The following is a 25,679-nucleotide window of genomic DNA, read 5'->3' as shown; positions in this document are numbered from 1 at the left end:
AAGCGTTTGATGGCTTTTCCGGTATGTGGGCGCGATGCGCGACTAGTGGATGTGTTCGTACACTTGCCGAAGGAATTCCTTCGTACGCGGATGCTTCGGCCTGGCAAAGAATGACGCCGGCGCGTCTTCTTCCACGATCACCCCGCCATCCATGAAGATCACTCGATCAGCCACTGTCCTTGCAAACCCCATCTCGTGAGTGACGACGATCATCGTCATGCCTTCCCGAGCCAGATCGATCATGACGTCGAGGACTTCCTTGACCATCTCGGGGTCCAGGGCGGAGGTAGGCTCGTCAAACAGCATCACCTTCGGCTGCATACAAAGGGCACGCGCGATTGCGACACGCTGCTGCTGTCCGCCTGACAACTGTCCCGGATACGCATCAGCCTTGTCCGCGATCTTCACACGCTCCAAGAGGCGCAAGGCCCGAGCCCGTGTCTCCTCACGAGACAGTTTCCTCACAATTCTCGGCGCCAGCATCAGGTTCTGCAGCACAGTCAGGTGTGGAAACAGATTGAATTGCTGGAAGACCATGCCAACCTCGCCGTTGAGATCGACAATGTTTTCACAGTTGGGGTGCAACTCGTGACCATTTACCAGAATCTGCCCGCTGGTCCGCGTTTCCAAACCGTTGATACACCTGATCAGAGTGCTTTTTCCCGATCCCGAGGGGCCGCATAGCACCACCCGCTCGCCAGCAGTAACGGCGAGGCTTATGCTCTTGAGCACCTGCAGCGACCCATAGGATTTATGGATCCTGTCAAGGCTGATCATTGGTGAGCCTGAGGTCATTTTCTATCTCGGTCAGGTAGTTCAGGTTGCGCGCTGCAAGCGGAGTTCGCCGGCACCGTCGAGTGCCAGAACGTCCACGACACGAGGGCTGACAGGCGCGATGAACCGGCCTGTCGAAAATCCTCCCAAAGGAAACGGAAACGCTGTTCGCCGACGGAGGCGCAGGCCAGCGACCGCCGGCGCGAGATGGATATTGATCACAACGGTTCGCATCGCAGCTCCCATCTTCGCCACAGCGGCGCATAGACGGGAGCAGCTAGCGGTCGTGAGACGTTTCCGTCTATTCGATCTTTTAGCGCCTTACATCGAAAAATCGAATATAAGCGCTAGCGCCTTTTTCGGCCGATACCGCCTTCAAGGGGCTGTATCGACTGCGAATGCTGCGCTGATTTCCGAATTTTAAATTCTCGAACTCTGTTGACGAAATTTCTGACGAGAAGGTTTTCTTCGGCGTTGGTTTTGTGAAGAAGGTAGAAAGGCGAATAATAGTCGGTGCCGTCTGTAGTTCTCACCCTCGTAAGCGAAGGCAGGATGTCAGCGTAGTGCACGGGCAGATAGCCGATGAAGCGGCCTGATTGTATCAGAAGCGCTTGCGACTCTATCTCCTCTACGACTGCACCGGGGTTGAGGTGCCCAACTCGCTCGAGATCGTATCGGTGCAGATAGCGGCGCGCGACAAAAGCATAGCGTTTCAACTCGGCGGTCTCAACGAGTTCCTGGCTTGCCAGTGGATGATCGTTTGCGCAGAAGATCGCGTGCTGCTCATTGAAGAGAGGGATATAGACGACGCCGACGGTTTTTCGGGTAAATGCGCCGGCGATCGTAACGTCTCGCGCCCCTTCGATGACTAACCGCTCCATATTGCCAGGCGAGTCCATGAAGATCTCGATCACGGTCTTCTTGGCGCGGTCGTTGAACTCACCGAGAATTGCCGACAAGTCCCAAGCCCGGTTGGTAATCATCGCGTCCGCTATGCCTAGCCGCAATACACCCTTGAGTTCACCCGAGATCGAGGCAGCGGTATTCTGAAACCGGTCGGCGGCTGAGAACAGGTCCCCACACGCGTCGTAGGTCTGCTGCCCGGCCTTTGTGAGCGCAAATCCTGATCGACCTCGGTAGCACACGCGAAACCCGAGCCTTTTCTCGAGATCGGCCAGTTGCGTGGAAAGCGTCGATTGAGACACGTTCAAAGTGAGCTGCGCCCCGACGAGGCCGCCCGCCTCGACGATCGCGCGAAATGTACGAAGCAACTTGAGATCAATGTCGTGAACGCGTCGCATAACATTCCCTCCTCATCGGCAAATTCAAAATGTTACATCGGCATGCCCGATACAACACAGGTTAATCGCTATTTTTCTGACGCAAGAAATTCGCCATGGATCGCCCGTTGATGGGCGACCCGATTTTGAGAGCTCTCGTTTTGCCCACCGCGCATATGCCGGCTGAAAAAGAGAATTTGGAGAAGCAACTATGACCACATTCAATCAACCGCTTGGCGGCAATGACATGCCACGCTTCGCAGGTATTACGACGATGATGAGGTTACCTCACGCGCCGGACGCGAAGGGACTGGACGCCTGTTTTGTCGGCGTACCCATGGATATTGGCACGTCGAACCGGAGTGGTGCACGGTTTGGTCCTCGTCAGGTTCGCGCTGAATCGGTGATGATCCGCCCCTACAATATGGGAACTGGAGCCGCCCCGTTCGACAGCCTCCAGGTCGCGGACATTGGAGATGTCCCGACGAACCCTTATGATTTGAAGAAGTCGGTGCGCATAATCTCGCAATTCTTCGACGGCATCTTGAAGTTCGACTGCAAGCCGCTCGCAATAGGGGGAGACCACACCCTCACATATCCGATCCTGCAAGCGATGGCGCGCAAGCACGGTCCAGTCGGGCTCATCCATATCGATGCACACGCCGACATCAATGAGCATCAGTTTGGCGAAGCCATTGCGCATGGAACACCGTTCCGGCGCGCTGTCGAGGAAGGTCTTCTGGACTGCAAGCGTGTGGTTCAGATAGGGCTAAGAGGGTCCGGTTACGCCGCAGAAGATTTCGACTGGCCGCGTGGGCAGGGATTCCGCGTCGTCACGGCGGAAGACTGCTGGCATAAGTCGCTTACTCCGCTGATGGCCGAAGTCCGACAGCAGATGGGCGACGGCCCTGTCTACGTGAGTTACGATATCGACAGCCTCGATCCCGGAATCGCCCCTGGCACGGGGACGCCGGAGATCGGTGGGCTCACAACCATCCAGGCCCTGGAAATCATTCGGGGGTGCAAAGGGTTGAATATCGTCGGCGCCGATCTGGTTGAAGTGTCTCCACCTTACGACACTACGGGAACAACAGCGATCACCGCTGCAAACCTACTTTTTGAACTGCTTTGTGTCATGCCTGGCGTGATCAGCAGATAGGGGGTTGGGCTGGCGCGTGCGACGCGCCAGCCTTTCCGACGTTCCATACTCAAGCGCTCGCAAAAAAATCTTCCCGAGGCTGGCCCTGTCGCAAGGAACTTTGGCGCGGAACCTGTTCGACGGCTGCTCTTGAAATCGCTGATCCGCTAAAGGGCCAGAAATCGGTCAAGAACATTCCTGGTGATCTGCGCAACGATCTGGTCATCACGCACAAGCCCCATTATCCAATCGGAACTTCCGGCATGAAAGACTTGCCCCTTTCCGCGTTCGAAGTGAACGATTGCGCCACATCCCCTTTTCGTCTTCTCGATGCTTGCCTCATCGGCCGACCCGGTTAGAACCATGGCGACATACTCTGCATCTTCCCGTCCTAAAAACGTCTGGCCTGTCTTTATCGAATCCCCCTCCTCCATGGTCGACGACAGGCCTAGAGCCAGTATTTCCATACCAGCAGGTGCTACCATTCCGGGAGCAACGAATGGCAGGCCCCCGCGGATTTCGTAGCCAATCCCATCAACCTCGTAGCCGAATACGCCGCTCTGGCCGCCAATGATGTCCCCGTAATACAGTCCAGTTTGCGCGAATGCCCAATGATCCGGACGGTAGAGAGGAAATCCCTTGGCCCCACGGGGTGAACATCCGGACCAGCTCGCATACATGCCTTGGGTAGCGTTGAGGCCGAACGTCGAGGCACCGGGTCGCCCTATTTCGCCCGCCTCCCAGGACTCGGTCACGAGATGCCTGGGCCCCGTTGTCATCAATGGATCTCGATCACGAGCTGTATACTTGTAGCAAACTTGCGTACTCCCACCGTCCTCCAGCCGGATCTGCCACATGAAATTTCCGGCGAACCTCGCGATACAGCCGCCGCCTTCGACATAGGCATCTATCGCATCACGCATTTCCCACGACCAATATTCGTCATGGCCGATGGTCGCCACACATCGGTAACCGAACAGAATGGTTGGATCGTTGTGCAGATCGGTCTGAGATATTACGTCGACTTGGTAGCCCTCTTTCTCGGCCCAAATCACAAATCTTCGTTCGAAACTTGCCCATCCCGCGGAAACATATTTTTTGCTGTATCCATTGCGATAGGCCCACTCCATATGCGGGTATTCCGGTTCTTCCAGAATGCCGGGCTGATCCAGCAGCACTGCACGTGGAGCCTCATCGGGAATGCTGACGAAACCGCGGGCGTAAGGTCGCCGAATGCTCAGACGCGGCGAGAAATCATTTCCTTTGGGCCCGGACAGTCCCTGATAATGATTGGAGCCGCCCCAATCATTATAGGCTGTCCATGTGGCCGTCGCCGCTATCAGAAGCAGCCTGTCATTGATCCCGGTCGTCCGCGTTTGACGATCCGGGCCGATGATGACGACGTGCTCGCTCTCGGCGACAACGCCATCACTGCCGGATGTGGCGAAAGCCTTGATAACAAAACCGCCTGAACGCCAGCTTTCTGTATCGGATACGATTGCCGAAACCGGCCAGTCGCAGCCCAGCTCCGAACAATTGACGTCTGTGGCCGACCAAGTGCCTGGAATACCATCACGGCGAAACACCAGCTGACGATGGGCGCCGTCCCGGTATATTTCGAGCGAATAGCGTTGCGCGTTGGTGTTGACCGAGATTCGAATGGGGTCGCCTGGTCCGTACGAAATGCGATCTGAATATAACCATATCCGGATCGGCCCCCCTGGACCGGAGGGGGGCCTTTCGGCGTAGTTTCCCTGCACAGCCTCGCGCCGCCAATCAACACCGGAGGATTGGGCTTGAGATTGGCCGCTCATGGCGCGAGGATTCTGGTCACTTGTCGTTACCGATGCGGAAAGGAAAGTATTTGGCCCAAAGCGTGTCAAACTCACCGTCTGACCACATCAGATCGACGGCCCTCTGGACCTCCGAATGCAATGGCTCATTGCCTTTCTTGATGACGATCCCGGCGCCGTCTCCAACGGATGGATCCGTAATCTTGGCTTCCGAGACCTTGCAGCAATCCTTCCCCTCGCCTTGTACCCACGTGTAGAGAGTCGGGGTATCCCCCATGACGGCATCGATCCGACCGGCGCTGAGATCGGCATAGGCCTCGATTTGGGAAGGATAGAATTTCAGGGTCGCTCCTGAAAAGTTTTTCTCAAGATAGGAAGCATGGACCGTCCCGGTTTGGGCGCCTACGGCTTTTCCTGCGAATTTGGCGGGGGACAGGTCGGAGCCGTCGCTATCCTTTCGAATCACGAAGCTCGCGGAGTTGTTGTAATACTTGATCATGTCCACGACTTTCTTTCGTTCAGCCGTGATCGAGTGCGAGGCGATAACCATGTCGTAGCGGCCGTTCTGGACGGCGGGTATCAAGCCTTCGAAGTCTTGCGCCGTCCATTCGCACTTTGCGTTCAGCTTGGCGCAAATCGCATCGCCGATTTCAATGTCGAGACCGGTTATCTTGCCTGAGTTGTCAACGACGCTGAAAGGAGGATAGAGGCCATCGGTGCCAATTTTTAACGTGCGCTGCTCAGCCATTGCCGACGAGACACTGAGTGACAGCGAGGCCACCGCGAATAGTGCCTTGTAGTGATTTGTTGATTTCATTTGCTTGCTCTCCCTTGTTAAACACTTGTTATTTCTCTGAGCGTCTGAGGCAGCCCACTCCTTGCCGCACACTCTTGAATCGATCGCTGCCGTTCCCGCCGGGATCTGTTGCCGGGCCATCGCAAAACATCACCATCGAAAAAATGATCGCTCCAACAGCGCAAAGCCGAGCCTGATCGCAGAGACAATGACGATATATATGGCAGCGGCCCAGATATATATGGTTATATCAAATGTTCTCGAATATATTACTTTTATAACTCCAAGTAACTCGTACAGGGTAACAGCCATTGTTATGGAGCTTGCCTTGGTTAGGAGAACGATCTCATTCCCGTAGCCAGGCAAGGCTACTCGGATAGCTTGGGGCAAAATGACTTTTCGCAGCGTAGCGAACCAGCCAAGCCCAAGAGCAGCAGCAGCTTCCCATTGCCCTTCGGGTAGCGCATCGATCGCTCCCTTCACCAAAACTGCGGTGTAGGCCGCTGAATTAAGGGCAAATGCCAGAACGCTGCAGAAGAACGCGTCGCGGAAAAGCCACCAGACGCCGAGATACTCCAACAGCGGTCGAAATTGGCCACTCCCATAGTAGATCAGGAAAAGCTGAGCCAGGAGCGGAGACCCGCGAAAGAAGGTGACATACGCACCGGAAACAGCGCGCGGCGCCCATGCATTCGAGCGCAATCCCAACACCAATGGGACGGTCACGATTGCGGCGCAGGCGGCAGACAATCCCACCAATGCAAGCGTTAGCTTGAACCCTTCGTAGAGACGTCCGGCGTTGTCGACGACCAGCGAAGTATCCATGATCATGCCGCCCGCACAAGGTGGCGACTTGCTCTCAGATTCAATCGTTCGAGAACAAACTCCGATATCTTTGTCAGAACGATGTAACCCAGACAGGCGAATAGATAGAGAACGAAGTATCTATGTGTTGCCGCAACCGCCAGGTTTACTTCTCTCATAAACTCGGAGACAGATATTAGCGATACAAGCGCGGTATCTTTCAGGAGGATGATCCAGAGATTACCGAGCCCAGGAAGAGCGAGCCGGAAGGCCTGAGGCAGTACGACAATTCTCAAGGAGACGATGCCCGAAAGTCCGAGAGACATTGCTGCTTCGTATTGGCCCCGCCCGATGCCCGCCAGAGCACCCAACCAGATCTCGCTTGAATACGCAGCGAACACGAGACTGAGAGCAAACGACCCAGCCGCAACACCCGGAACGGTCCACGACGTCTGGATATCGAGGCCCGACATCAGAAGCTGAATGAGATGGGAGCAGCCATGGTAGATAGCAAAGATAGTCAACAATTCTGGGATCGCCTGGAATGCATTCGCGTAGCCAATCGATGCAATCCTGAGAAGGCGCGATTTGCTTTGCCTCCCCAATGCAATCAAGAGGCCGAAAAACAGTCCCAGCGGCAGGGCAAGGATTGCCACTTCCACGGTGACGACCAGACCACTTAGAAACGACCAGCCCCAGCCACCGGCACTGAAACCCACTAGCTCCATGCGCCATATCCCCTTGCCGCCCAACCAATGGAATGGATTAGTGAGTGCAATCTTTAGAATGTTAAATCCGCAATATGTTGCGCATACATCGTGAATGCAGATGTATCGACCCGCTCCAAGGCGGCCGCTTCGGCAAGCGGTCATACGTAACCAGCTGGGAGCCGATGGAATATAAGAACGTACGCGACCACCAAACGTCGGCGTTGCATCGATAACGGACCCCAATGCAGAATTGAGGAGGCGCAGCTGTTTTGTACCCGCGACACAAACGACGCTGACCTTGCTCAAGAGCATATTTTGAGACGAACTGAACGCAGCCGTGGACATAGCGTTTAGCGGGACGGTTTGCGGATGAGGCTCCTATCTGAAGGACTGAGGGTGTTGAAGGGCAATCGGAGAACAGCAGCAATGAAATCGCCGGAATGAGCCCACTTCCCCGTCATGACGGAGGACATGAATATCCGCAGGCTATTGCCGGGCACGCGTCGAACCCATGTAAGTGTCAACGCGCGGGCCAGAGAAGAGCGACACTGCACGAGAACCGTATCGTGATACATCGACCAATCCGATGCAATATTACCCGCGTCGCTATTTGTCTGTCTTTCAAGAGCGATAAGGTTGCCCGAACCACGGGTTTGGGAGGTTTGGCGTGCTTAAGAAATTCATTCCGGTCCTGCTTGCGGCATCGCTGTCGAGTGGCATGGCGGCATCCAGGGAACGCGCCCGCGACCTGGGCGTAGATTTCGACGGGACGCCGGGCAAGCTCAACGCGATTACCGACGTTGCCGGCGTCGAGGTAGGCCATGTCACCTTGATCGAAGGGGACGGTCGGATCAGTGTGGGGCAAGGTCCGGTCCGGACCGGCGTGACGGTCGTTCTGCCGAGAGGCCACGCCAGTTCGAAGCCGGTGAATGGCGGCTTCTTCAACCTGAATGGCTATGGGGAAATGACCGGCCAGTCCTACCTGCAGGACCTCGGCCTCGTTTATGGCCCCATTGGCATTTCCAACACCAACGCCATCGGGCAGGTCTATGCCGGCATACAGCGGTGGTCCGCGCAGAAATTCGGCGAGGCGGTGACGCCGGTCGTGGCGGAGACGTGGGACGGCGGGATGAATGACATCCAGGGCTTCCACGTCAAGCCGGAGCACGCGATGGAGGCGATCGACCGCGCCAATGGAGGCCCGGTCGCCGAGGGCAATGTCGGCGGAGGCACCGGCATGCGGTGCTTCGGCTTCAAGGGCGGCATCGGCACGGCATCGCGAGCGATCTCCATCGACAAAAAACCCTACACCGTGGGGGTGCTCGTTCAATGCAACACGGGCGCGCGGCAGGTCCTTCGCATTTCGGGCGTTCCGGTCGGACGAGAACTGGCGGCAAAATGGCTGCCGTGCTACGCGCCGGGCCAATCCATCGAGAAAAAGAACCCGGAGTGCCAGGCCGACGGCAGCGGCGGAAAGCCGGTTCCCGACGACGGGTCGATCATCGTCGTCGTGGCGACCGACGTTCCGTTGAATTCCATCCAGCTGAACCGCGTGGCAAGGCGCGCTTCGTTGGGTCTCGGCCGGCTCGGTTCTTTTTCGGGCAACGGGTCCGGCGACCTGATCGTCTCCTTCTCCACGACCTCCGCCGCGAACGACGTGCCCGACGAAAAGATAAATGAAGGCCCGATGCTGGCCACGGGGCAGCTTGACCCCGTGTTCCAGGCGACGGTGGAGGCTACGGAGGAGGCGATCGTCAACGCCCTGGTGGCTGCCGACACGATGACGGGCGGGGACGGCTACACCCTGTTCGGTCTGCCTCACGACAAGCTGAAACAGCTTCTCGGGCTGTACGGCAGGCAGCAGGCGAAGTGAGGTTGAAGCAATCCCGGAAAAGTGCGGCACGGTTTTCCGTCAGGAACCGCGTAAAAACAAATGGACAACGCTGTTTCGCGACGAACTTCAACACCGCCGTTGAGACGTGGGAAAGACCGGTGCTGTGTGTCACCCCGAGAGATGGCAAACCATTCGTTGTTCTCAATAATTGTTGCATAGGCTTGCCTCCCAAGGCGGAAGCGTGCTCCGCAGTCGAAGCCAGATGGCAAGGATTGCGGAGCACTTTTCAACTCGCTGTCGCTGGCCGTCGCCAGTAATAAACCGAGCTCGCATCTTCTCGGCGGACGAGCTCCAAACTGTTGGACACGAAATCCCGAGACGCCGAGTGAAACGATTTCAGATACACCGAGGACTTTAGGTGGTTAGAAGCAGTGCGGGGAAAGACTTATAGTTGGCGCCGCCAGCTTGAAGAGACCGGCCGATATATTTCAGACATCCAGGAAAGCCGGACGTTGCAGGATGTCTGCGACTGTCTGCTCGCATTCGCGGGATGTTTAGGCGCGACAAATCTTCTCGCTGGTGCTATCCCACCACCATCTGCATCGCGTCGCGAACAGCTGTCACATGTCCTTCTCGATGCGTGGCCCGAAGAGTGGTCAAACCGATATTTTTCGAGCGGATACCTCTATCGCGACCCGACTATTCGTCTTGTGAGACAGTGCTGTCTTCCATTTACTTGGAACGAAGTAGGAGCGCTCTGCAACGTCTCCGCCGTCGGTCGCCGAATCATGAATGAAGCGACAGAGTTCGACCTGTCTGATGGATTTACGGTGGCATTTTCGACTATTGAACGCCTGCCGGTAGGTGTTTCAATTGCGGGAAAAAAGCTCGAGGCGGATCCAATCCAGCGCATGGCTTTCCAACTCGTTGCCGCCTGTGCTTTTGGATCCGCTTCCGTTCTAGTCAGGGGTGAGCGGCCGCGGAAGCATATTCAGCTGTCGCGACGTCAGCTTGACGTGCTCCATTGGGCCGCGGAGGGGCTAACTGTCGACCAGATTGCTGGGCGCCTGACCATCAGCAGTAACACTGCAGACACCCATTTGCGTATCGTACGCAATAGGCTGGGCGTGACGAGCACCATTCACGCCGTCGCCGAGGCATTCAGACTCGGTCTTATTTCCTGAACAAGCTCACGGGATCACGTGATATCCGAGTGCAGATGAACGTCGCAGTGTCAGTCGAACTTCAGCACCGGAGGACGACAGATGCTCCACATTGTGACTGCCGAAAACTTCAGTTCCTACCGCCAGGAAATGGACGAGGCATTTCGACTTCGCCACAAAGTCTTTGTAGATGAGAAGAGGTGGATTGAGCTTGCGCAGGAGAACGGGCTCGAAACGGACCGCTTCGATGACGAACACGCCGTTCACATGCTTTTTATCGCGGACGGTCACGTCATCGGTTATCAACGGATGCTTCCTTCCATCAGGCCGCACCTTCTCACCGAAGTCCTTTCGGATCTCTGCGAAGGCTTACCACCCGCCGGTCCGAACATCTGGGAGTGGACCCGCTATTGCGTCGAAGCCGGTCATCGCGAGCGCGGCAGGATCCTCAGTCCTGTGGCGAACGCGCTCCTTTCCGGTATCGTCGAATGGGGACTAGGCCGAGGAGTCGACACAATCATCATCGAGATGAATCCACTCTGGCTGCTGCGGCTCGTTCAACTCCATTTTCGGGTCACACCGCTTGGCCTACCGCGGGTCATCGGCGGCGAGGAAACGATGGCTGTAACTGCCAGTTTCGACGAGCGGACGCTCGCCAGATTGAACGAGATGCGTAAACCGAGCCCGCGAGCCGGCACCGTAGACAATTGAGCACGACGAAGTGCTATGCGGCGACGCGTCCAGCTCATTACACTCGATTGCGCAGTTGTCGTCGCCGAGGAAGGCAGTTTCCTCGGCGCCTCTCGACACATGGGAATCCACCATTCCGCCCTCAGCCGGCGCATCCGTGACCTAGAGGACTCGCTTGGAACGGTCCTGTTTGAACGTCACGCGGGCGGTGTCCGGCCTACCTTGGACGGCGCGGAATTTCTGCGCAATCTGCGCCGCGTTCTGATCGACCTCGATGAAGCACTCGCCATGGTCAACACACATCGAGGCCTAGAAGCTGGCGCCATGTCGATCGGCTTCGATGCGTCCGTGCACGCAATCGCGTTCCTTGATGCCGTTGCGGATTTCGTCCGGCGCAGGCCTGATATCGCCCTGCGCTTCGTGGAGGACAAACGTGCCGCGACTCGCTCACTCTGACTTAGGTTCGCGCCGGGCTCGGCTGAAGGCACGGTCCGTCGCCATGAATCGTGTCAGCATCGGCGTGACCAACTTTGCAGGAGCGACTGTCTGGCCTGTCTCACGGCTTAGCACCTCCGCGTAGGCAACAAGATCTCGGTGAACTGCGGCAGGCAAATCGATCGTCATCTTGACCTGTCGATCATCAGGAATGGTGGCGAGCTTGAGCTTAGTCATGAATGCGGCCTCTCATCACCGTATGGCGCAAGCACCAGATCCCGGTTGACGATCACGCGAACCGGAAATCCAGGGCGTACTGTCAGGGTCGGCTGGACATCGAGTTGGCGGCCCACGATCTGCTGGCCAACAGTGCTCGTCGAGTTTTGAGCGCTTTCTCTGATCGCCTTGGCGATATCGCTCTCGTTGTCGCTGGAACCGATGCTGGAGCCGGCGCCCAACAATGTCGAAAGCGCCGCCGCCTTGAACAGCTGCCCCCAGTGATGGTCGACCTCGTCCTCAAGTCCGGACAACCCTTGGGCGTCCGAACCCTGCTGACGCTCGAGTACAATCGAATTTCCGTCGGGCAAGATCAGCCGGTTCCAGACCAACAGCACGCGTGACTGGCCGAAAGCGACCTGACTGTCGTACTGGCCGATCAGCCTCGCGCCCTGCGGGATCAGGAGATAGGATCCTGTCGGACTGTCATAGACGTTCTCGGTAACCTGGGCGGTGATCTGGCCCGGCAAGTCGGATCGGATGCCGGTGATCAAGGCGGCCGGAATGACAGACCCGGCCTGCACAACATATGGCGAGGCTTTCCCGGCGAGACGGTCAGGACTCACGGTGCGGCGATCCGGATTCGCATTGACGAAGGCGAGCTTGCGGTCCTGGATGTCTGGAGTGGCGCCGGTGTCGAGCGGGCGCTGTTCTGTAGGGAGCGTCAGACCGGACATGGACCCCGCCATGGCTTCTCCTTCGACAGCACCCTGCCGCCCTGGATTTGTCCGCGTGTTGGTATCGGTAAAGAGCTTTGCAATGCGCGCGGCCTCGATCTCGGCGAGGCGGCGCTGTTCTTCCGGATCGACGCGGGGCGAGGTTATGCCGGGCGCAATGACCGGCCTGCCCTGCTCCTGTGCACGCAGGATCGGCCGGCCGAGATCGCCTGGCAGCGCTGGCCCGAGTTTCGGAACGCCGGCATAGTCCTTCGGCAATGTCTGCAATCCATCGGCGGTCGAGCGGTTTTCAGTAGTGAAGAGTTCGGAAGGCTCATCGTTGCCGCGCCGCCTGGTGTCGAGCGCCCAGATCAGTGTGCCGAGGATCGCAACGCTGGCCACTCCACCAAGACCGATCAGCACCTTGCGCGAAAGGCGCGTGACGCTGGCGGGCTCGGGCCTCAGACGCAGGTCGGCTCTGATGTCCACGTTCGGGGAATCTGCAACGTCGCTCATCGGAACAGCCCCGCGCTGCGCGGCGGTCTTTTCCCGTCAGTGCGCACGATTCTGACACGCCTCTCGCTCGTCTTGTCGCCGAGCCTCAGTTCAGCTGCGGCGAACAGCCGGTCAACGACATAGTAGTTTTGCCGAGCGCGGTAGTTGACCAGTTCCGAGCCGCCCGATGGGCCGATGACGAAGAGCGGCGGCATCTCACCCTGAGCGATGCCGGACGGGAATTCGATATAGACTTTTGTGCCGTCATCGAACACACGCAGCGGCTTCCACGGCGCCGTGTCGCCCTCGATGCGGTAGCGGAAGTTGAGTTTCTGGATGTCGACGCCGGCAGCGACCGGCTGCGCGGCGGAAACCTGTGCGTTCTGGCGCCGGAGCGCGATCAGCTGATCTTGCGGATACTGCCATGAAACCGATGCCATGTAGGTGCTTTCGGTCGATCGCAGCTCGAGATGATAGGTACGACGATCGCTGTTGATGACAAGGTTGGTCTGGAGATCGGGCCTCGTCGGCTTGACGAGGATGTGGACCTGAAGCCGATCCCCTGCCCCGCTCTGCGTGTCGCCGATGATCCAGCGCACAGTGTCGCCGGCAGCGACAGGACCGGAGCCAACAAGCTGCTCGCCCGGCTGCAGCGCGATGTCGGTGACCTGGCCGGGCGCGGCATAGATCTGGTACAGCGCGCCTTCACTCCAGGGATACAGCTGGATCGCGTTGATAAAACCATCGCGGACAGGCTGCATTCGCGCGGCCTCATTGGCCTGGCTGATCCTCTGTTTGGGATCGGCCGGCTCCGCCTTAGCCTTACTGGTCTCTATCGGCTTCAACTGGCCGGGCAGCGGAAGCGGTTTCGGCAGCTCCACCACCTTCACCGCACCAGGCGGATCGGCCTTCTGCACGGCAGGCACAGCATCGTCGTATTGGATCTCCGGCGGAATGTATTTTTTCGAGGCGCAGCCGGCGAGTGCTGTCGCCGACAGCAGTGCCAGGACAAGCACACGCGCCTTCGTCATGGTGCGCGCTGTATGTTCCGTCTTCTTGTCTGTTCGTGCCGCACACATCATGAAAGCTCCTTCGACCAGTTGATGGCGTTGACATAGACGCCGAGCGGATTGGCCTTCAGCCGGTCGGCATCGCGGGGTTGTTGAGTGACGATCGTGAGGATGGCGGTCCAGCGTTCGGTGCTGGCCAGGCTTCCGTTCTCGTAACGGCGCTCGACCCAGGCGACACGGAACGAATCTGGCGAGGCCCGGATGACGCTGGAGACCTCGACCGCGATCTGGATTTTGCCGACCTTGGCAAAAGGGTCGTTCAGGCGGGCGTAGTCGTTCAGCGAGACGGCGCCGCGGTCGGTCGTGTAGTCGTAGGCACGCAGCCAGTTCTGGCGGACAATGACGGGATCGTCCGGGATGCTTCTCACCTGTTCGATGAAGCGGGCGAGATGCCATGCGATCTGCGGATCAGTCGGCCGATAGTCGGCGACAGCTGAAGCGACCACTTGCGCCTCGCCGAGCTTGTCGACCTGCACGACCCAGGGCACGATCGTGCCACGCGTCGACTGCCAGATCAGCGCGGCGGCGAAACCGCTTGCCAGAATCAGCACGCCGAAGGCCATCAGCCGCCAGTTTTTCGCTTGCACGCGAGCCGCGCCGATGCGCTCATCCCAGACTTGCGCAGCACGTTGGTACGGCGTCTCCGGTTGAGGCGTCGTTCCGTAACGAACGGAAGGTCGTTTGAAGAGGTTCATCGGCGGTCGTCCTGATTGAGGGAAACATTCATCGAGCCGCCGCCGTGATCGCCGGACCGGACGGAATGCGCGGCCATGCCCGCGCCATGGCTCATGGCCTGGCCGCGCTTCATGCGGTTGGCCCATGCGGGCGGCGATCCAGCGCCGGATTCAGTTGTCGACGCACGCCCTGAAGCAGCAGCTGCTGCTGGCTGCTCTCCACCCGTTGCGGTCCATGCAGCCGAGCGGCCAGCCTGCTGGCTGGAAGACAGGGCTGAAGCCGCGCGCGACATTGCCTGCTTCACCGGCTGAACGGCAGCGCCGGCACCAGCCTTGGCGACCCCGGCAATGCCGGCGGCGATCGAGCCAGCACCGCTCTGTCCGGATGTTGCGGCGGCGAGGCCGTAAGCTGTCGAGGTGCTGCCGGCCAAATGCGCGCCACCACGTGCGGCGGCCGCTGACATGCGTCCACCTGCACTGAGCGCACTTGCGCCGCCGCTCAATCCGGCGCGGGCGCCCATGGCACCAGCAGCACCTAGACCAGCGGCAGCGAGGCCGGTGCCCACAGCAGCGCCGGCGCCAAGCTGCGGCGCACCGGAAACCAGGCCCGTCGCGATGCCGGGACCGAAGATCGAAAGCCCCATCAGGGACAGAGCGCCGAGAACGAGCGACAGCGCATCCGTGATCGTCGGTTGTTCAGCCCCAAAACCTTGGGTGAATTCGCCGAAGAGACCCGAGCCTATGCCGACGATGACGGCGAGCACCAGGATCTTGACGCCGGAGGCAACGATGTTGCCGAGCACTTTTTCCGCAAGGAAAGCGGTCCGGTTGAAGAGTGCGAAGGGTATCAACACGAAGCCGGCAAGCGTCGTCAGCTTGAACTCGATTAGCGTGACGAAGATCTGCACGGCCAGAATGAAAAAGGCGATGAGCACGATCGCCCAGGCGATCATCAACACCGCGATCTGGACAAAATTCTCGAAGAAGGAAACGTAGCCCATCAGCTGGCTTGCGGCCTCAAGGATCGGATTGCCGGCATCAATGCCGACCTGGGCGACGCGCCCAGGCTGCAGCAGTGCGGAGCCGGAAAGTGCTGATCCTCCCGCCTTCAGGCCGAGCCCGGAAAAACTCTCGAAGACGATGCCGGCGAGACGATTGAAATTGCCGATGATGAAGGCGAAGAAGCCGATGTAGAGCGTCTTCTTCACCAGCCGGTGCAGTATGTCCTCGTCCGCGCCCCAGGCCCAGAACAGTCCAGCGAGCGTGATGTCGATGACGATTAGCGTCGAGGTGAGAAAGGCGACCTCGCCGCCGAGCAGGCCGAAGCCTGAATCGATGTAGCGGGTAAACGTCTCCAGGAAGCGGTCGATGACGCCGGTGTCATTCATGGCGTCACCGTGTTCGGGCGGCGTTGATCTTGCTCACCCAGGGGCATCGACGGCTGAAGGGGCAGGAGCCGGCTATGGTCCTTCTCGACTGACGGAACTGCGTACGGCGTTGCAGGCTGTGCCGGCCGAAGGAAACGCCGGCGGTTTTCCGCCCAGGCCTTCCTGCAGGCTTCGTCGGCGATCGCGGCCATGCCGATGTTCCGGCAACGCGCAAGTTCGACTCCTGCCGGCTCGCCGCCCGGACGTGCGAAGCGCGGGGAGGACGCGTCCTGCGAGCCGTCGCCGCGCAACGCCATGAAGGCGGCGGTCATGGCGGCGCCAAGGGCGAGAACGGCTGTCATCCGGGCGGCGATCTTGAGATCCATGGTGACCAGCCTCAGTCGTGGAACATCTTCACGGATGACGGGCTGTAGCCGCTACCCGCCATGAAGCGGCCGAACTGTTCTCGTGCTTGCTCCTGCGCTGCCGCCTTCCTCGCCTGCTCCAGCGCGTTGGCGCGGCCTTGTGCTGCCATCATCGCAGTGAGGTCGGCGACCTGCTTGGCCTGCACGGCGAGAAGCTGGTTGCCGGCCTGCGTCGCCTGCAGCACGCCGACAGCCGATTGACTTGCATCGACCAACACGGTGGTCTGTTCTTGCGTTCCCTCGATATTATCGACCGCGACTGCTCCAGCCTTCAGCGAGTGCTCAAAGGCTGACACCGAAGTCTGCCAGCGCTCACGCGCACCGTCGACAAGCTGCTGGCTGGAGAGGTTCGAACCAAAATTCTCGTAGGTCGAGGTGAATTGGCTCTCGATGTCCTGGACGCTGTAGGCGAGTTTGTCCGCCTCGCCGAGCAGGCTCTTCATCTCGGAAAAATTGCCTTCGATCTGGCCAAGCAGCGATGTCGGTAGCGAGGTGAGGTTCTTTGCCTGGTTGATCAGCATCTGCGCCTCATTCTGAAGCGAGGTGATCTGGTTCTGGATCTGCTTCAGCGCACGTGCGGCCTGGAGAAGGTTCTGGCTGTAGTTGGTGGGATCATAGACGATGAACGCCGACGCCGGCGCCGATGACAGCGCGACCGCGACGGTGATGACACTGGCTGCCGCCATGTGTCGAAAACGAAGATTGTTGCGAACGGAATTCATGACGGAATCTCCTTTGCGGATCGGTCGATGACATTGGTGAGATCGGGAACCAGGTCGGCGGCCCAGCCGAGACCGCGGTCGGTGAGCCAGGCCTCGAGGAAATGTTTCTGGCCGGTGCCAGTGATGATCCGGTCGATTGCCGCTTGATCGGATTTGGACGATGCGGCGCACAGCGCCAGCCCGATCGGACCAAGGCCCAGTTCGAATAGCCGGTTGCCGCGCCGCGACTGGCAGTAATAGTCACGCTTCGGCGTCGCGCGGGCGACGATCTCGATCTGGCGATCGTTGAGACCGAAGCGCCGGTAGATCTGGGTGATCTGCGGCTCGATCGCCCTCTCGTTCGGAAGGAACAGCCGCGTCGGACAGCTCTCGACGATGGCGGGCGCGATCCTGCTGCCGTCGATATCGGAGAGCGATTGCGTAGCAAAGATGACGGAAGCGTTCTTCTTGCGAAGGGTTTTTAGCCATTCGCGGAGCTGATCGGCGAAGCCACCATCGTCGAGCGCCAGCCAACCTTCATCGATGATCAGCAGCGTCGGCCGCCCGTCCATCCGCCGCTCGATCCGATGGAAGAGATAGGCAAGCACGGCGGGCGCCGCACCAGTACCGATCAGGCCTTCGGTCTCGAATGCCTGGACGGAAGCATCACCAAGACGCTCGTGCTCTGCATCGAGCAGCCGGCCATAGGGACCGCCGATACAGTAAGGCCGGAGTGCCTGCTTCAGTCGCGAAGATTGCAGCAGCACCGATAGGCCGGTCAGCGTCCGTTCCTGGACCGGCGCGCTGGCCAGCGAGGTCAGCGCCGACCACAGATGTTCTTTCACCTCCGGCGTGACGGGGACGCCTTCTCGCACAAGAATATCGACGAGCCAGTCGGCCGCCCATGCACGCTCAGGTGTATGATGGATGCGGCCAAGCGGCTGTAGTGAAACGGCGTCGACGTCATCCGACAGGTCCGCCAAGGTGAGCAGGGCAAGGGGATCGTCCGGCCGCTGCCAACTCGATCCGTTGCCACCGAGATTGTGCCAGTCGCCGTCCATGGCGAGCATGGCAGCGCGGATCGAGCCGCCGAAGTCGAACGCAAAAATCTGGTTGTTCTCGTAGCGCCGGAACTGCAGCGCCATCATCGCCAACAGGACTGACTTACCGGCGCCGGTGGGGCCAATGACGAGGGTGTGGCCGACATCGCCCACATGCAGGCTGAACCGGAATGGCGTAGCACCCTCCGTCCTGGCAAAGAACAGTGGCGGGGCGCCAAAATGCTCGTCCTCGACAGGTCCAGCCCAGACCGCCGAGAGCGGGATCATGTGGGCGAGGTTCAGTGTCGACAGTGGCGGCTGGCGGACGTTCGCATAGACGTGGCCTGGAATGCTACCGAGCCATGCTTCGATGGCGTTGACGCCCTCGACGATTGCTGTGAAGTCCCTGCCCTGGATGATTTTTTCCACCAGCCGAAGCTTCTCGTCGGCGATTGACGGATCGGCATCCCACACCGTCACCGTCGCGGTGACATAAGCCTGGCCGATCTGGTCGGAGCCGAGGTCCTGAAGGGCGGCGTCAGCATCGGCCGCCTTGTTGGCGGCGTCGGTGTCCAAAAGAACGGATGCCTCGTTGGTCATTACCTCCTTGAGGATGGCGGCGACCGACTTGCGCTTGGCGAACCATTGACGGCGAATGCGCGTCAGCAGGCGCGTGGCGTCTGACTTGTCGAGCATGATCGCCCGCGTCGACCAGCGATAGACGAAGGCAAGCCGATTGAGATCGTCGAGGATCCCCGGAAAGGTTGCCGTCGGGAACCCAATGATGGTGAGCGTCCGCAGATGGAAATCGCCGAGCCTCGGCTCCAGCCCGCCCGCAAGCGGCTGATCGACCAGCAGCGCATCGAGGTGCATCGGCGTTTCAGGAACACGGATGCGGTGACGCTTGGTCGAGACCGTCGAATGCAGGTAGGTCAGAGTCTCGGCGTCGTCGAGCCATGCGGCCTCCGGGACAAAGCCCTCGACCAGGTTCAGCAGCCGATCAGTGCGGTCGACAAAACCCTTCAGGAGTTCCCACGGATCGACGCCACTGTTCTCTCGGCCTTCGTACAGCCAGCTCTCGATGCGAGAAGCTTCCTCGGCCGGCGGCATCCATACGAAGGTGAGAAAGTAGCTGCTCTCGAACAGCTCTCCGTTCGGCCGGCGACCGCCCCACTGGGACGATTCCTGATAGACCTCACCCTCGAACTGCTCACGACGTTCGAGATCGAGCAGTGCCGACGCGCTGTCGGGGAAAAGACCTTCGGGATAGTGCTGCGCAGCAACCCGAACGGCTTCGACGAAGATTGCCCAGCCGGAGCCGAGACGGCGCAACGCGCTGTTCAGCCGCGCCGTCGTGCCGACCAGTTCCGCCGGCGTCGCACTGTCGAGATCGGGACCGCGAAAACGGGCGGTCCTCTGGAAGGAGCCGTCTTTGTTCAATACGACGCCCGGCGCGATCAGTGCAGCCCAGGGCAGGTAGTCGGCAAGGCTGGATGAGCGTTTGCGGTATTCGGCGAGGTTCATCATGGGCAAGACCTCTCAGCAGCCAAAATGTGCGGGATAGCGCAGATGCCGACGAACCACGTCGATGAACTGCGCATCGCGCTTGGCTGCCCAGACAGCCGCGAAATGGCCGATCGCCCAGATGACGAGGCCAGCGATCCAGAGGCGGAGGCCAAACCCAACCGCGCCGGCCAGCGTGCCATTGGCGATGGCGACCGCGCGTGGCACGCCGCCGAGCAGGATCGGTTCGGTCAGCGCCCGGTGTACCGGCGCGAAAAAGCCGCGGACTTCGTCGTCTTCCAGCAGGGATCCAGCCATCAGACGAGCGCTCCGCCGCCGAAAGAGAAAAACGACAGGAAGAACGAACTCGCCGCGAAGGCGATCGACAGTCCGAACACGATCTGGATCAGCCGGCGAAATCCGCCCGAGGTGTCGCCGAACGCGAGTGACAGGCCGGTGACGATGATGATGATCACCGCCACGATCTTGGCGACTGGTCCCTCGACGGATTCGAGGATTTGTTGGAGCGGCTGCTCCCATGGCATGGAAGAACCTGCCGCGTGAGCGGGCGCGATCATCATGGCCGCGACCGCGGCAGCCGCAGTGGCCAGCGGGAGCACCGCACCGAGCTTACGGATAGATGACGAAGTGAAGCGGATCGGATTCATTCTGAGACTCCATGGGGGATCGGGGATTCACGGTTGGTGTTGTCTCGAGCTTTGCCTCGAGCGTGCGGTAGTCGCCGGTGGAGGGATCGAGCCCATCGACGAGAGCAATCTCAATGAGCCGGCGGGACGAGCCTCGGCCGGCGAGCACGGCAACGATGTCGATCGTCTCTGCAATGAGCGCACGGGGGACCGTGACGACAGCCTCCTGCACGAGCTGCTCAAGTCGACGCAGTGCGCCGAGGGCGGAACTGGCGTGGATGGTGCCGATGCCGCCGGGGTGGCCGGTGCCCCAGGCCTTCAACAGGTCAAGTGCTTCCGCGCCGCGTACTTCGCCGATCGGGATGCGGTCGGGGCGTAGACGCAGCGACGACTTCACCAGATCGGAAAGCGAGGCGACGCCATCCTTGGTGCGCAGCGCCACGAGGTTCGGGGCGGCGCATTGCAGCTCGCGCGTGTCCTCGATCAGCACGACGCGATCGGCGGTTTTGGCCACCTCTGCCAAAAGTGCGTTGACCAGCGTGGTTTTACCGGTCGACGTGCCGCCAGCGACCAGCACGTTCTTGCGTTTCTCGACGGCAAGCCGAAGTACGTCGGCCTGGCTCTCTGTCATGATGCCGGCCGTGACATAGTCCTCGAGCGAAAACACAGCGACGGCCGGCTTGCGGATGGCAAAGGTCGGCGCCGCGACAACAGGCGGCAACAAGCCCTCGAAACGCTCGCCGGTCTCCGGCAGTTCGGCAGATACACGGGGGCTGCCGGAATGCACTTCCGCACCGACATGATGCGCGACCAGCCGAACGATCCGCTCGCCATCGGCCGGGATAAGGATTTCGTCGGTGGCGACAAGCCCTTCCTTCAGCCGGTCGACCCAGAGCCGCCCGTCCGGATTGAGCATCACCTCGACAATCCCCGGGTCTTCAAGGAAGCTGGCGATGGCGGGCCCGAGCGCCGTGCGCAGCATGCGCGCGCCGCGCGAAACCGCTTCCCTGCCAAGCTGATGACTGGTTGCCACGATGATCCCCATTCCTTACGGCGAGTTGGTTCGTGCCGCGGTCGGGGATGATTAGAAGAGGCAGGAATGCCGGCCTTGCAACAAGCAAAACGGCCGATCCTGATGCGACGTGCAGAGACTTGCAAAATGCGGTGCGGCGGAAATGGCGAGCTCGGCTCAGGCCTAACCCGCAGGCAAATCATCCGAGTCGGCTGGCAGTGCCGCGGGCACGTCCTCGGCGATTTCCTGACGGAGCTTTGGTCCTTTGCTCAACCGGCGACCGAGCGCGTCGACAAAACCATCGTAGCGCTGCAGGCCCTTCGCGCGAGCTTCGGCCTGGGCGGATTCCGGCAAAGCCGGAGTTGAGGTGAGCCAGAAGCGGACGAATAGCGCCAGCGTCTCGATGGCGATGCCGACGTCGCGCTCGACGCGCTGCACGCGCCGGTCGATCTGGTCTAGGCGTCGGGCGATCGCCGCTTCCTTTCGCTCGTCGGCATCCGGCGAAAGCAAGGAGGCGATTGCAGCCTCGGCGATCAGCGACAGTGAGACGTCGCGCCGTGCGGCGTAGTCGGCCAGCGCGTTCATCACGTCTGGATCGAGATAGGCCGAGAGCCGTTTCTTCTTCGGGTTCTTCACAACTCAATGCCGTCATTGGGATCAAGGGCGGCCTGCTGTGCGGCGCGCCGCATGACCTGGTCGACCGAGCGCCGACGGACAGCGTCGTCGTCAGGTTCGTCCCGGTCAAGGTCGAACTCATCGTCGCGTTGTATTGTTTGCTCCGGCGCGATGTCTTCGTATTCGGGAATCTCGGGCTGGCGACGTATGCCGCCATTTGCCGGATCCTCGTCCTGTAGACCCATGGAGGGCTTCGATTGCAGAGAATTGCCTTCCGATGCCGCGGGAACCGTTGCGCCAGTCCAATCGTCGGGTCGTGACGTTTTCTTGCTCTCTCCAGGCTTCGGCGGCGGCAGGACACGCTCGGCAAGCCGCGGATCGGCGAAGTACCGCGCCTTCTTCGCCCGGATCGGGAACAGGCCTGACACCATGACGATGGCATCGGTCGGCGGAAGTTGCATGATCTCGCCCGGGGTCATCAGGGCGCGCGCCGTTTCCTGCCGCGACACCATCAGATGCCCGAGCCAGGGCGACAACCTGTGCCCGGCATAGTTCTTCATGGCTCGCATCTCGGTTCCTGTTCCCAGCGAGTCCGACACGCGCTTGGCCGTCCGTTCGTCATTGGTGGCAAAGCTCACCCGCACATGACAATTATCGAGGATGGAATTGTTCGGCCCATAGGCCCTTTCGATCTGGTTGAGCGACTGCGCAATCAGGAAAGATTTGATGCCGTAGCCCGCCATGAAAGCCAGCGCGCTTTCGAAGAAATCAAGTCGCCCGAGTGCCGGGAACTCGTCGAGCATCATCAGCAGGCGCTGGCGATGATCCTTCGCATGGAGATCCTCCGTCAATCTGCGGCCGATCTGGTTAAGCACGAGGCGGATGAGCGGTTTTGTGCGACTGATGTCTGACGGCGGCACGACCAGATAGAGTGTCGTCGGCCGCACGCCCTCGACAAGGTCGGCGATCCGCCAATCGCAACGAGACGTCACCTTGGCCACAACCGGATCGCGGTAAAGGCCCAGAAAACTCATGGCCGTCGAAAGCACCCCGGACCGCTCATTCTCCGACTTGTTGAGCAGTTCGCGCGCCGCCGATGCCACGACCGAATGTGGACCGGCGTCGCCCAGATGCCGCGTCAGCATCATGGTGCGTAGTGTCGTTTCGATCGCCCGTTGCGGATCAGAGAGGAAGTTCGCAACGCCGGCGAGCGTTTTTTCCCGTTCGGCATATAGGACATGCAGGATGGCGCCGACCAGCAGCGCATGGCTGGTCTTCTCCCAATGGTTCCTGCGTTCCAATGACCCCTCTGGATCCACGAGCACGTCGGCCACGTTCTGCACGTCACGGACTTCCCATTCACCGCGTCGCACTTCCAGCAGAGGATTGTAAGCGGCCGACGCCGCATTGGTCGGATCGAACAGCAGCACGCGACCAAAACGCGACCGCCACCCGGCCGTCAGTTCCCAGTTTTCGCCCTTGATATCGTGGACGATCGCGGAACCCGGCCAGGTCAGCAGGGAGGGCACGACGAGGCCGACACCCTTGCCGCTTCGGGTCGGCGCGAAGCACAGAACGTGTTCAGGACCGTCGTGACGGAGATAGTCGAGGTCGAGTTTTCCAAGCACAACGCCATCCGGACCGACCATGCCCTCGGCTTGGATCTCCTTGCGCGTCGCCCAGCGTGCCGAACCATAGGTGGCTGCGTTCTTCGCCTCCCGTGCCCGCCACACCGACAACCCGATGGCCACAGCGATCGCAATGAAGCTGCCGCTCACCGCGATCAGCGCGCCCTCTAGGAAAACCTCTGGCGCATAGGCGTCATAGAAAAACCACCACCAGAAAAATGCGGGAGGCGGATAGACGGATTGGCCGGCAAGTTCGAACCAAGGCGAACCGAGTTGCGGCTGGAATCCGAGCCGCCATGCCGTCCACTGCGTCGCGCACCAAGTGGTAAAAAGGACGATTAGAAGGACGGTAACGACTTGGCCCCACAATATCCTGGTCGCCGGCACTTCTGTCTCCCTGACTGAGCAATTGGGAGCAGATAGAAAATGTCGAATTTCCGAATATGCAAGAACTGTGAGTCGATTGGCAGAACGCAGCGTAGCCGGAGGTGCAGAGACTTGCCTGGTGCGGTGCAGGGCCTTGATTGGCGATTAATGCGGTTCGGCGGATAGGCGCGATGTCAACTTCTGACCCGAAGCCGATGTATGTCTTCCCCGACGCGAAAGGCGGCTTCGCGCCTCATCTCGGCCGTATAGATCAGCATTGCCGTTTCCTGAAAGTTGACGGTCGCAGGCGACCACTCTGAGGTCGCGGTTGCGCCAGGAGCGGTCATCTCAGCCTGTGCTCGGGAATGACCGGATTGGGCCTGAAAGCCGACCGGCTGCTTTCAGGCTGGCCCGCTTTTAAGGGGGGTGAGACGAACCGAGAGGTGGCTGCGGCGCTGAAGGTGGCAGTGTGGAGCGTGATGAAGTGGGCGGCGCGCATGCGTGGGCTGGGCAGTGCGGCACTTATCAAGATGGGAGTCATCGGCCCTGTCTAATCGACCGTGCTTTGGTCCTGAATGAAATCGAGCGAGATGCCAACATGACGTTTCATTGCGCGGCTGGGATGTACTCGGCAAGAGCCAGTCAGCCAATGCGGCTTACTGGCTTTGGACGCCCTAGGAGGGAGCACGGCATAAAACGCGCGACAGATTATGGCTTGGTTTCACGAATGCGCCTTCTTGCGAAACCGCGCCTTCTTGGCTTGATCGCCGCATGTTGTCATCGAACACCAACGGCGAAGTCCAGGTCGCGACTCGTCGACGAAAAGTCCTTGGCATTTTGGATTGGCACAAATTCTGATGCGGTCGCGAAAGCTCCCTGAGAACAGATCGACGGCATCGCGCGCGACGCGCGACAAGGCCGCTTCGACGCCGCCTGCGACCCATCGCACAGAAGCCGCGTCTTCCGACAACTGAGGTATGACCTCGACCGACGCTGCAACATTGACTTGAGCGATGTCAGACAGATCGGGAGATCGCCTCGTGGCAATAGACTCTCCAATTCGCTGCAGCGATTCCCTCAGGGAGATGGCTTTGGCAAGCTTCTGCTCATCCACCGCCGGGGCCCTGTCAAGCAATCCGCTTTCCACGCACCATCTCCCCAGATCCTCCGGAGACCGCATGCGCTCAAAGGGTTGCGTAGACCCCCTGTCACCGAGCGTTGCCGGAAGGGTGAAACAGAGGCGGGTGTCGCGAAAACGAAAGTCTTCCTTGCTACGATGTGTGGCGTCATTTTCCATCATAGCACCAGTTTAAGTGGTGTTCGTTGATTTGCCAAGAGAGAATCGCTTGCGCACCGGTTAAAGCGGTGCTATCGACGGGTCAAGGACAGATAATCCTTCAATGATGCGAGGTGACGATGTGTGATTTCGTGGTGGTGGTTTCTAACCACGTGAAACCGGGGCATGAGGCAGAATATGTCGAACTCGTCACGCCCGTTCTCGACGCCATGCGGCATGAGAAAACCTTCATCAACACAGTCCTCAATCGAGATCCCGAGGATCCCACCCGTTTCATGCTTTATGAAACCTGGACCGACAAGGCGGACTTCCTGGAGGTGCAGATGACCAGGGAGTACCGGAAAAACTACGAAGCGCGCCTACCCGAAATCCTGAGGGTGCCAAGAGTAATGCAGTATTGGGAACCGATAAGGGAAGACTTCGCTTTCTTCGCGCCGCGCGGCGATGGCTGACGTTCCAGACTTCATCGGTGGATTTCTCCCCCTACCGC

At 59.8% G+C, this 25,679-nt stretch carries 26 protein-coding genes; 6 read left to right on the top strand and 20 right to left on the bottom strand.

The window, feature by feature from the left end; all coding sequences use genetic code 11:
- Window positions 1-42: 42 nt before the first annotated feature.
- Window positions 43-795, bottom strand: coding sequence for an amino acid ABC transporter ATP-binding protein (locus FCU66_RS15305; RefSeq protein ID WP_281285527.1), 753 nt, complete (start codon window positions 793-795; stop codon window positions 43-45).
- A 326-nt stretch (window positions 796-1,121) separates the two neighbouring features.
- A complete protein-coding gene (locus tag FCU66_RS15300) occupies window positions 1,122-2,075 on the bottom strand; it encodes a LysR family transcriptional regulator (RefSeq protein ID WP_136616888.1) in 954 nt (317 codons plus the stop codon).
- A gap of 190 nt (window positions 2,076-2,265) precedes the next feature.
- Here FCU66_RS15300 and speB point away from each other — a divergent pair, with 190 nt between their 5' ends.
- The gene (gene speB, locus FCU66_RS15295; RefSeq protein WP_136616889.1) at window positions 2,266-3,213 is read left to right on the top strand and encodes an agmatinase; all 948 of its coding nucleotides are present in this window, start codon (window positions 2,266-2,268) and stop codon (window positions 3,211-3,213) included.
- Window positions 3,214-3,359: 146 nt separating this feature from the next.
- Here speB and FCU66_RS15290 read toward each other — a convergent pair whose 3' ends face one another.
- The 4 genes from FCU66_RS15290 to FCU66_RS15275 form a co-directional block, all read right to left on the bottom strand.
- Window positions 3,360-5,081 carry a N,N-dimethylformamidase beta subunit family domain-containing protein gene (locus tag FCU66_RS15290; RefSeq protein WP_342778164.1) on the bottom strand — a complete coding sequence of 574 codons (1,722 nt, stop codon included), beginning with the start codon at window positions 5,079-5,081 and terminating at the stop codon, window positions 3,360-3,362.
- A complete protein-coding gene (locus FCU66_RS15285; protein ID WP_168991780.1) occupies window positions 5,023-5,802 on the bottom strand; it encodes a transporter substrate-binding domain-containing protein in 780 nt (259 codons plus the stop codon). The genes FCU66_RS15290 and FCU66_RS15285 overlap by 59 nt, the downstream gene beginning before the upstream one ends.
- A 129-nt stretch (window positions 5,803-5,931) precedes the next feature.
- Entirely contained in the window at window positions 5,932-6,606 is a 675-nt protein-coding gene (locus FCU66_RS15280) for an ABC transporter permease (RefSeq protein WP_168991781.1), read from the bottom strand.
- Between the two features lie 2 nt (window positions 6,607-6,608).
- Window positions 6,609-7,601, bottom strand: a complete 993-nt coding sequence (locus tag FCU66_RS15275) for an ABC transporter permease (RefSeq protein ID WP_168991782.1) — start codon at window positions 7,599-7,601, stop codon at window positions 6,609-6,611.
- A 412-nt stretch (window positions 7,602-8,013) separates the two neighbouring features.
- Between FCU66_RS15275 and FCU66_RS15270 the strand changes: the two genes are divergently transcribed.
- From FCU66_RS15270 to FCU66_RS15250, 4 genes are all read left to right on the top strand, one after another.
- On the top strand, window positions 8,014-9,168 hold the full coding sequence (locus FCU66_RS15270; RefSeq protein ID WP_136616894.1) for a DmpA family aminopeptidase: 1,155 nt from the start codon (window positions 8,014-8,016) through the stop codon (window positions 9,166-9,168).
- Window positions 9,169-9,560: 392 nt separating this feature from the next.
- The gene (locus FCU66_RS15260) at window positions 9,561-10,313 is read left to right on the top strand and encodes a helix-turn-helix transcriptional regulator (RefSeq protein WP_136616896.1); all 753 of its coding nucleotides are present in this window, start codon (window positions 9,561-9,563) and stop codon (window positions 10,311-10,313) included.
- An 81-nt stretch (window positions 10,314-10,394) separates the two neighbouring features.
- Window positions 10,395-11,003, top strand: a complete 609-nt coding sequence (locus FCU66_RS15255) for an acyl-homoserine-lactone synthase (protein ID WP_136616897.1) — start codon at window positions 10,395-10,397, stop codon at window positions 11,001-11,003.
- 15 nt (window positions 11,004-11,018) lie between these two features.
- Window positions 11,019-11,438: a LysR family transcriptional regulator gene (locus FCU66_RS15250; protein WP_136616898.1), complete on the top strand. Its 420-nt coding sequence runs from the start codon at window positions 11,019-11,021 to the stop codon at window positions 11,436-11,438.
- Here FCU66_RS15250 and FCU66_RS15245 read toward each other — a convergent pair.
- The 14 genes from FCU66_RS15245 to FCU66_RS15180 all read right to left on the bottom strand — a co-directional run bounded on the left by FCU66_RS15245 (window position 11,430) and on the right by FCU66_RS15180 (window position 25,189).
- Window positions 11,430-11,654, bottom strand: a complete 225-nt coding sequence (locus FCU66_RS15245) for a DUF2274 domain-containing protein (protein WP_136616899.1) — start codon at window positions 11,652-11,654, stop codon at window positions 11,430-11,432. The genes FCU66_RS15250 and FCU66_RS15245 overlap by 9 nt on opposite strands.
- Window positions 11,651-12,865, bottom strand: a complete 1,215-nt coding sequence (locus tag FCU66_RS15240) for a TraB/TrbI/VirB10 family type IV secretion system protein (protein ID WP_136616900.1) — start codon at window positions 12,863-12,865, stop codon at window positions 11,651-11,653. The genes FCU66_RS15245 and FCU66_RS15240 overlap by 4 nt, the downstream gene beginning before the upstream one ends.
- Window positions 12,862-13,875: a P-type conjugative transfer protein TrbG gene (trbG, locus tag FCU66_RS15235; protein ID WP_246093911.1), complete on the bottom strand. Its 1,014-nt coding sequence runs from the start codon at window positions 13,873-13,875 to the stop codon at window positions 12,862-12,864. Before trbG ends, FCU66_RS15240 begins: the two co-directional genes overlap by 4 nt.
- A 47-nt stretch (window positions 13,876-13,922) precedes the next feature.
- Entirely contained in the window at window positions 13,923-14,609 is a 687-nt protein-coding gene (trbF, locus tag FCU66_RS15230; RefSeq protein ID WP_136616902.1) for a conjugal transfer protein TrbF, read from the bottom strand.
- Entirely contained in the window at window positions 14,606-15,976 is a 1,371-nt protein-coding gene (gene trbL / locus FCU66_RS15225) for a P-type conjugative transfer protein TrbL (protein ID WP_136616903.1), read from the bottom strand. The genes trbF and trbL overlap by 4 nt, the downstream gene beginning before the upstream one ends.
- Window positions 15,973-16,341 carry a putative entry exclusion protein TrbK-alt gene (gene trbK-alt / locus FCU66_RS15220; protein WP_136616904.1) on the bottom strand — a complete coding sequence of 123 codons (369 nt, stop codon included), beginning with the start codon at window positions 16,339-16,341 and terminating at the stop codon, window positions 15,973-15,975. Before trbK-alt ends, trbL begins: the two co-directional genes overlap by 4 nt.
- Window positions 16,342-16,352: 11 nt before the next feature.
- Window positions 16,353-17,102, bottom strand: a complete 750-nt coding sequence (trbJ, locus tag FCU66_RS15215) for a P-type conjugative transfer protein TrbJ (protein WP_136616905.1) — start codon at window positions 17,100-17,102, stop codon at window positions 16,353-16,355.
- A complete protein-coding gene (trbE, locus tag FCU66_RS15210; protein ID WP_136616906.1) occupies window positions 17,099-19,648 on the bottom strand; it encodes a conjugal transfer protein TrbE in 2,550 nt (849 codons plus the stop codon). Before trbE ends, trbJ begins: the two co-directional genes overlap by 4 nt.
- Before the next feature lie 12 nt (window positions 19,649-19,660).
- Window positions 19,661-19,942: a VirB3 family type IV secretion system protein gene (locus tag FCU66_RS15205; RefSeq protein ID WP_136616907.1), complete on the bottom strand. Its 282-nt coding sequence runs from the start codon at window positions 19,940-19,942 to the stop codon at window positions 19,661-19,663.
- The gene (locus FCU66_RS15200; protein WP_246093916.1) at window positions 19,942-20,205 is read right to left on the bottom strand and encodes a TrbC/VirB2 family type IV secretion system protein; all 264 of its coding nucleotides are present in this window, start codon (window positions 20,203-20,205) and stop codon (window positions 19,942-19,944) included. The genes FCU66_RS15205 and FCU66_RS15200 overlap by 1 nt, the downstream gene beginning before the upstream one ends.
- A 49-nt stretch (window positions 20,206-20,254) precedes the next feature.
- Complete coding sequence (trbB, locus tag FCU66_RS15195) at window positions 20,255-21,253, bottom strand: P-type conjugative transfer ATPase TrbB (protein WP_181956553.1); 999 nt, start codon at window positions 21,251-21,253, stop codon at window positions 20,255-20,257.
- Window positions 21,254-21,466: 213 nt separating this feature from the next.
- Entirely contained in the window at window positions 21,467-21,868 is a 402-nt protein-coding gene (locus FCU66_RS15190) for a CopG family transcriptional regulator (protein WP_136616981.1), read from the bottom strand.
- Window positions 21,869-21,915: 47 nt separating this feature from the next.
- Entirely contained in the window at window positions 21,916-23,913 is a 1,998-nt protein-coding gene (locus tag FCU66_RS15185; protein ID WP_136616910.1) for a conjugal transfer protein TraG, read from the bottom strand.
- A 700-nt stretch (window positions 23,914-24,613) separates the two neighbouring features.
- Complete coding sequence (locus tag FCU66_RS15180) at window positions 24,614-25,189, bottom strand: CGNR zinc finger domain-containing protein (protein WP_168991785.1); 576 nt, start codon at window positions 25,187-25,189, stop codon at window positions 24,614-24,616.
- 119 nt (window positions 25,190-25,308) lie between these two features.
- Here FCU66_RS15180 and FCU66_RS15175 point away from each other — a divergent pair, with 119 nt between their 5' ends.
- Window positions 25,309-25,641, top strand: a complete 333-nt coding sequence (locus tag FCU66_RS15175; RefSeq protein ID WP_136616912.1) for a putative quinol monooxygenase — start codon at window positions 25,309-25,311, stop codon at window positions 25,639-25,641.
- The last annotated feature ends 38 nt before the right edge of the window (window positions 25,642-25,679 follow it).

The organism is Mesorhizobium norvegicum, assembly GCF_004919685.1.
Lineage (GTDB): Bacteria > Pseudomonadota > Alphaproteobacteria > Rhizobiales > Rhizobiaceae > Mesorhizobium > Mesorhizobium norvegicum.
The sequence above is the reverse complement of the archived record's forward strand: the minus strand, read 5'-3'. Positions and strand labels throughout refer to the sequence as shown.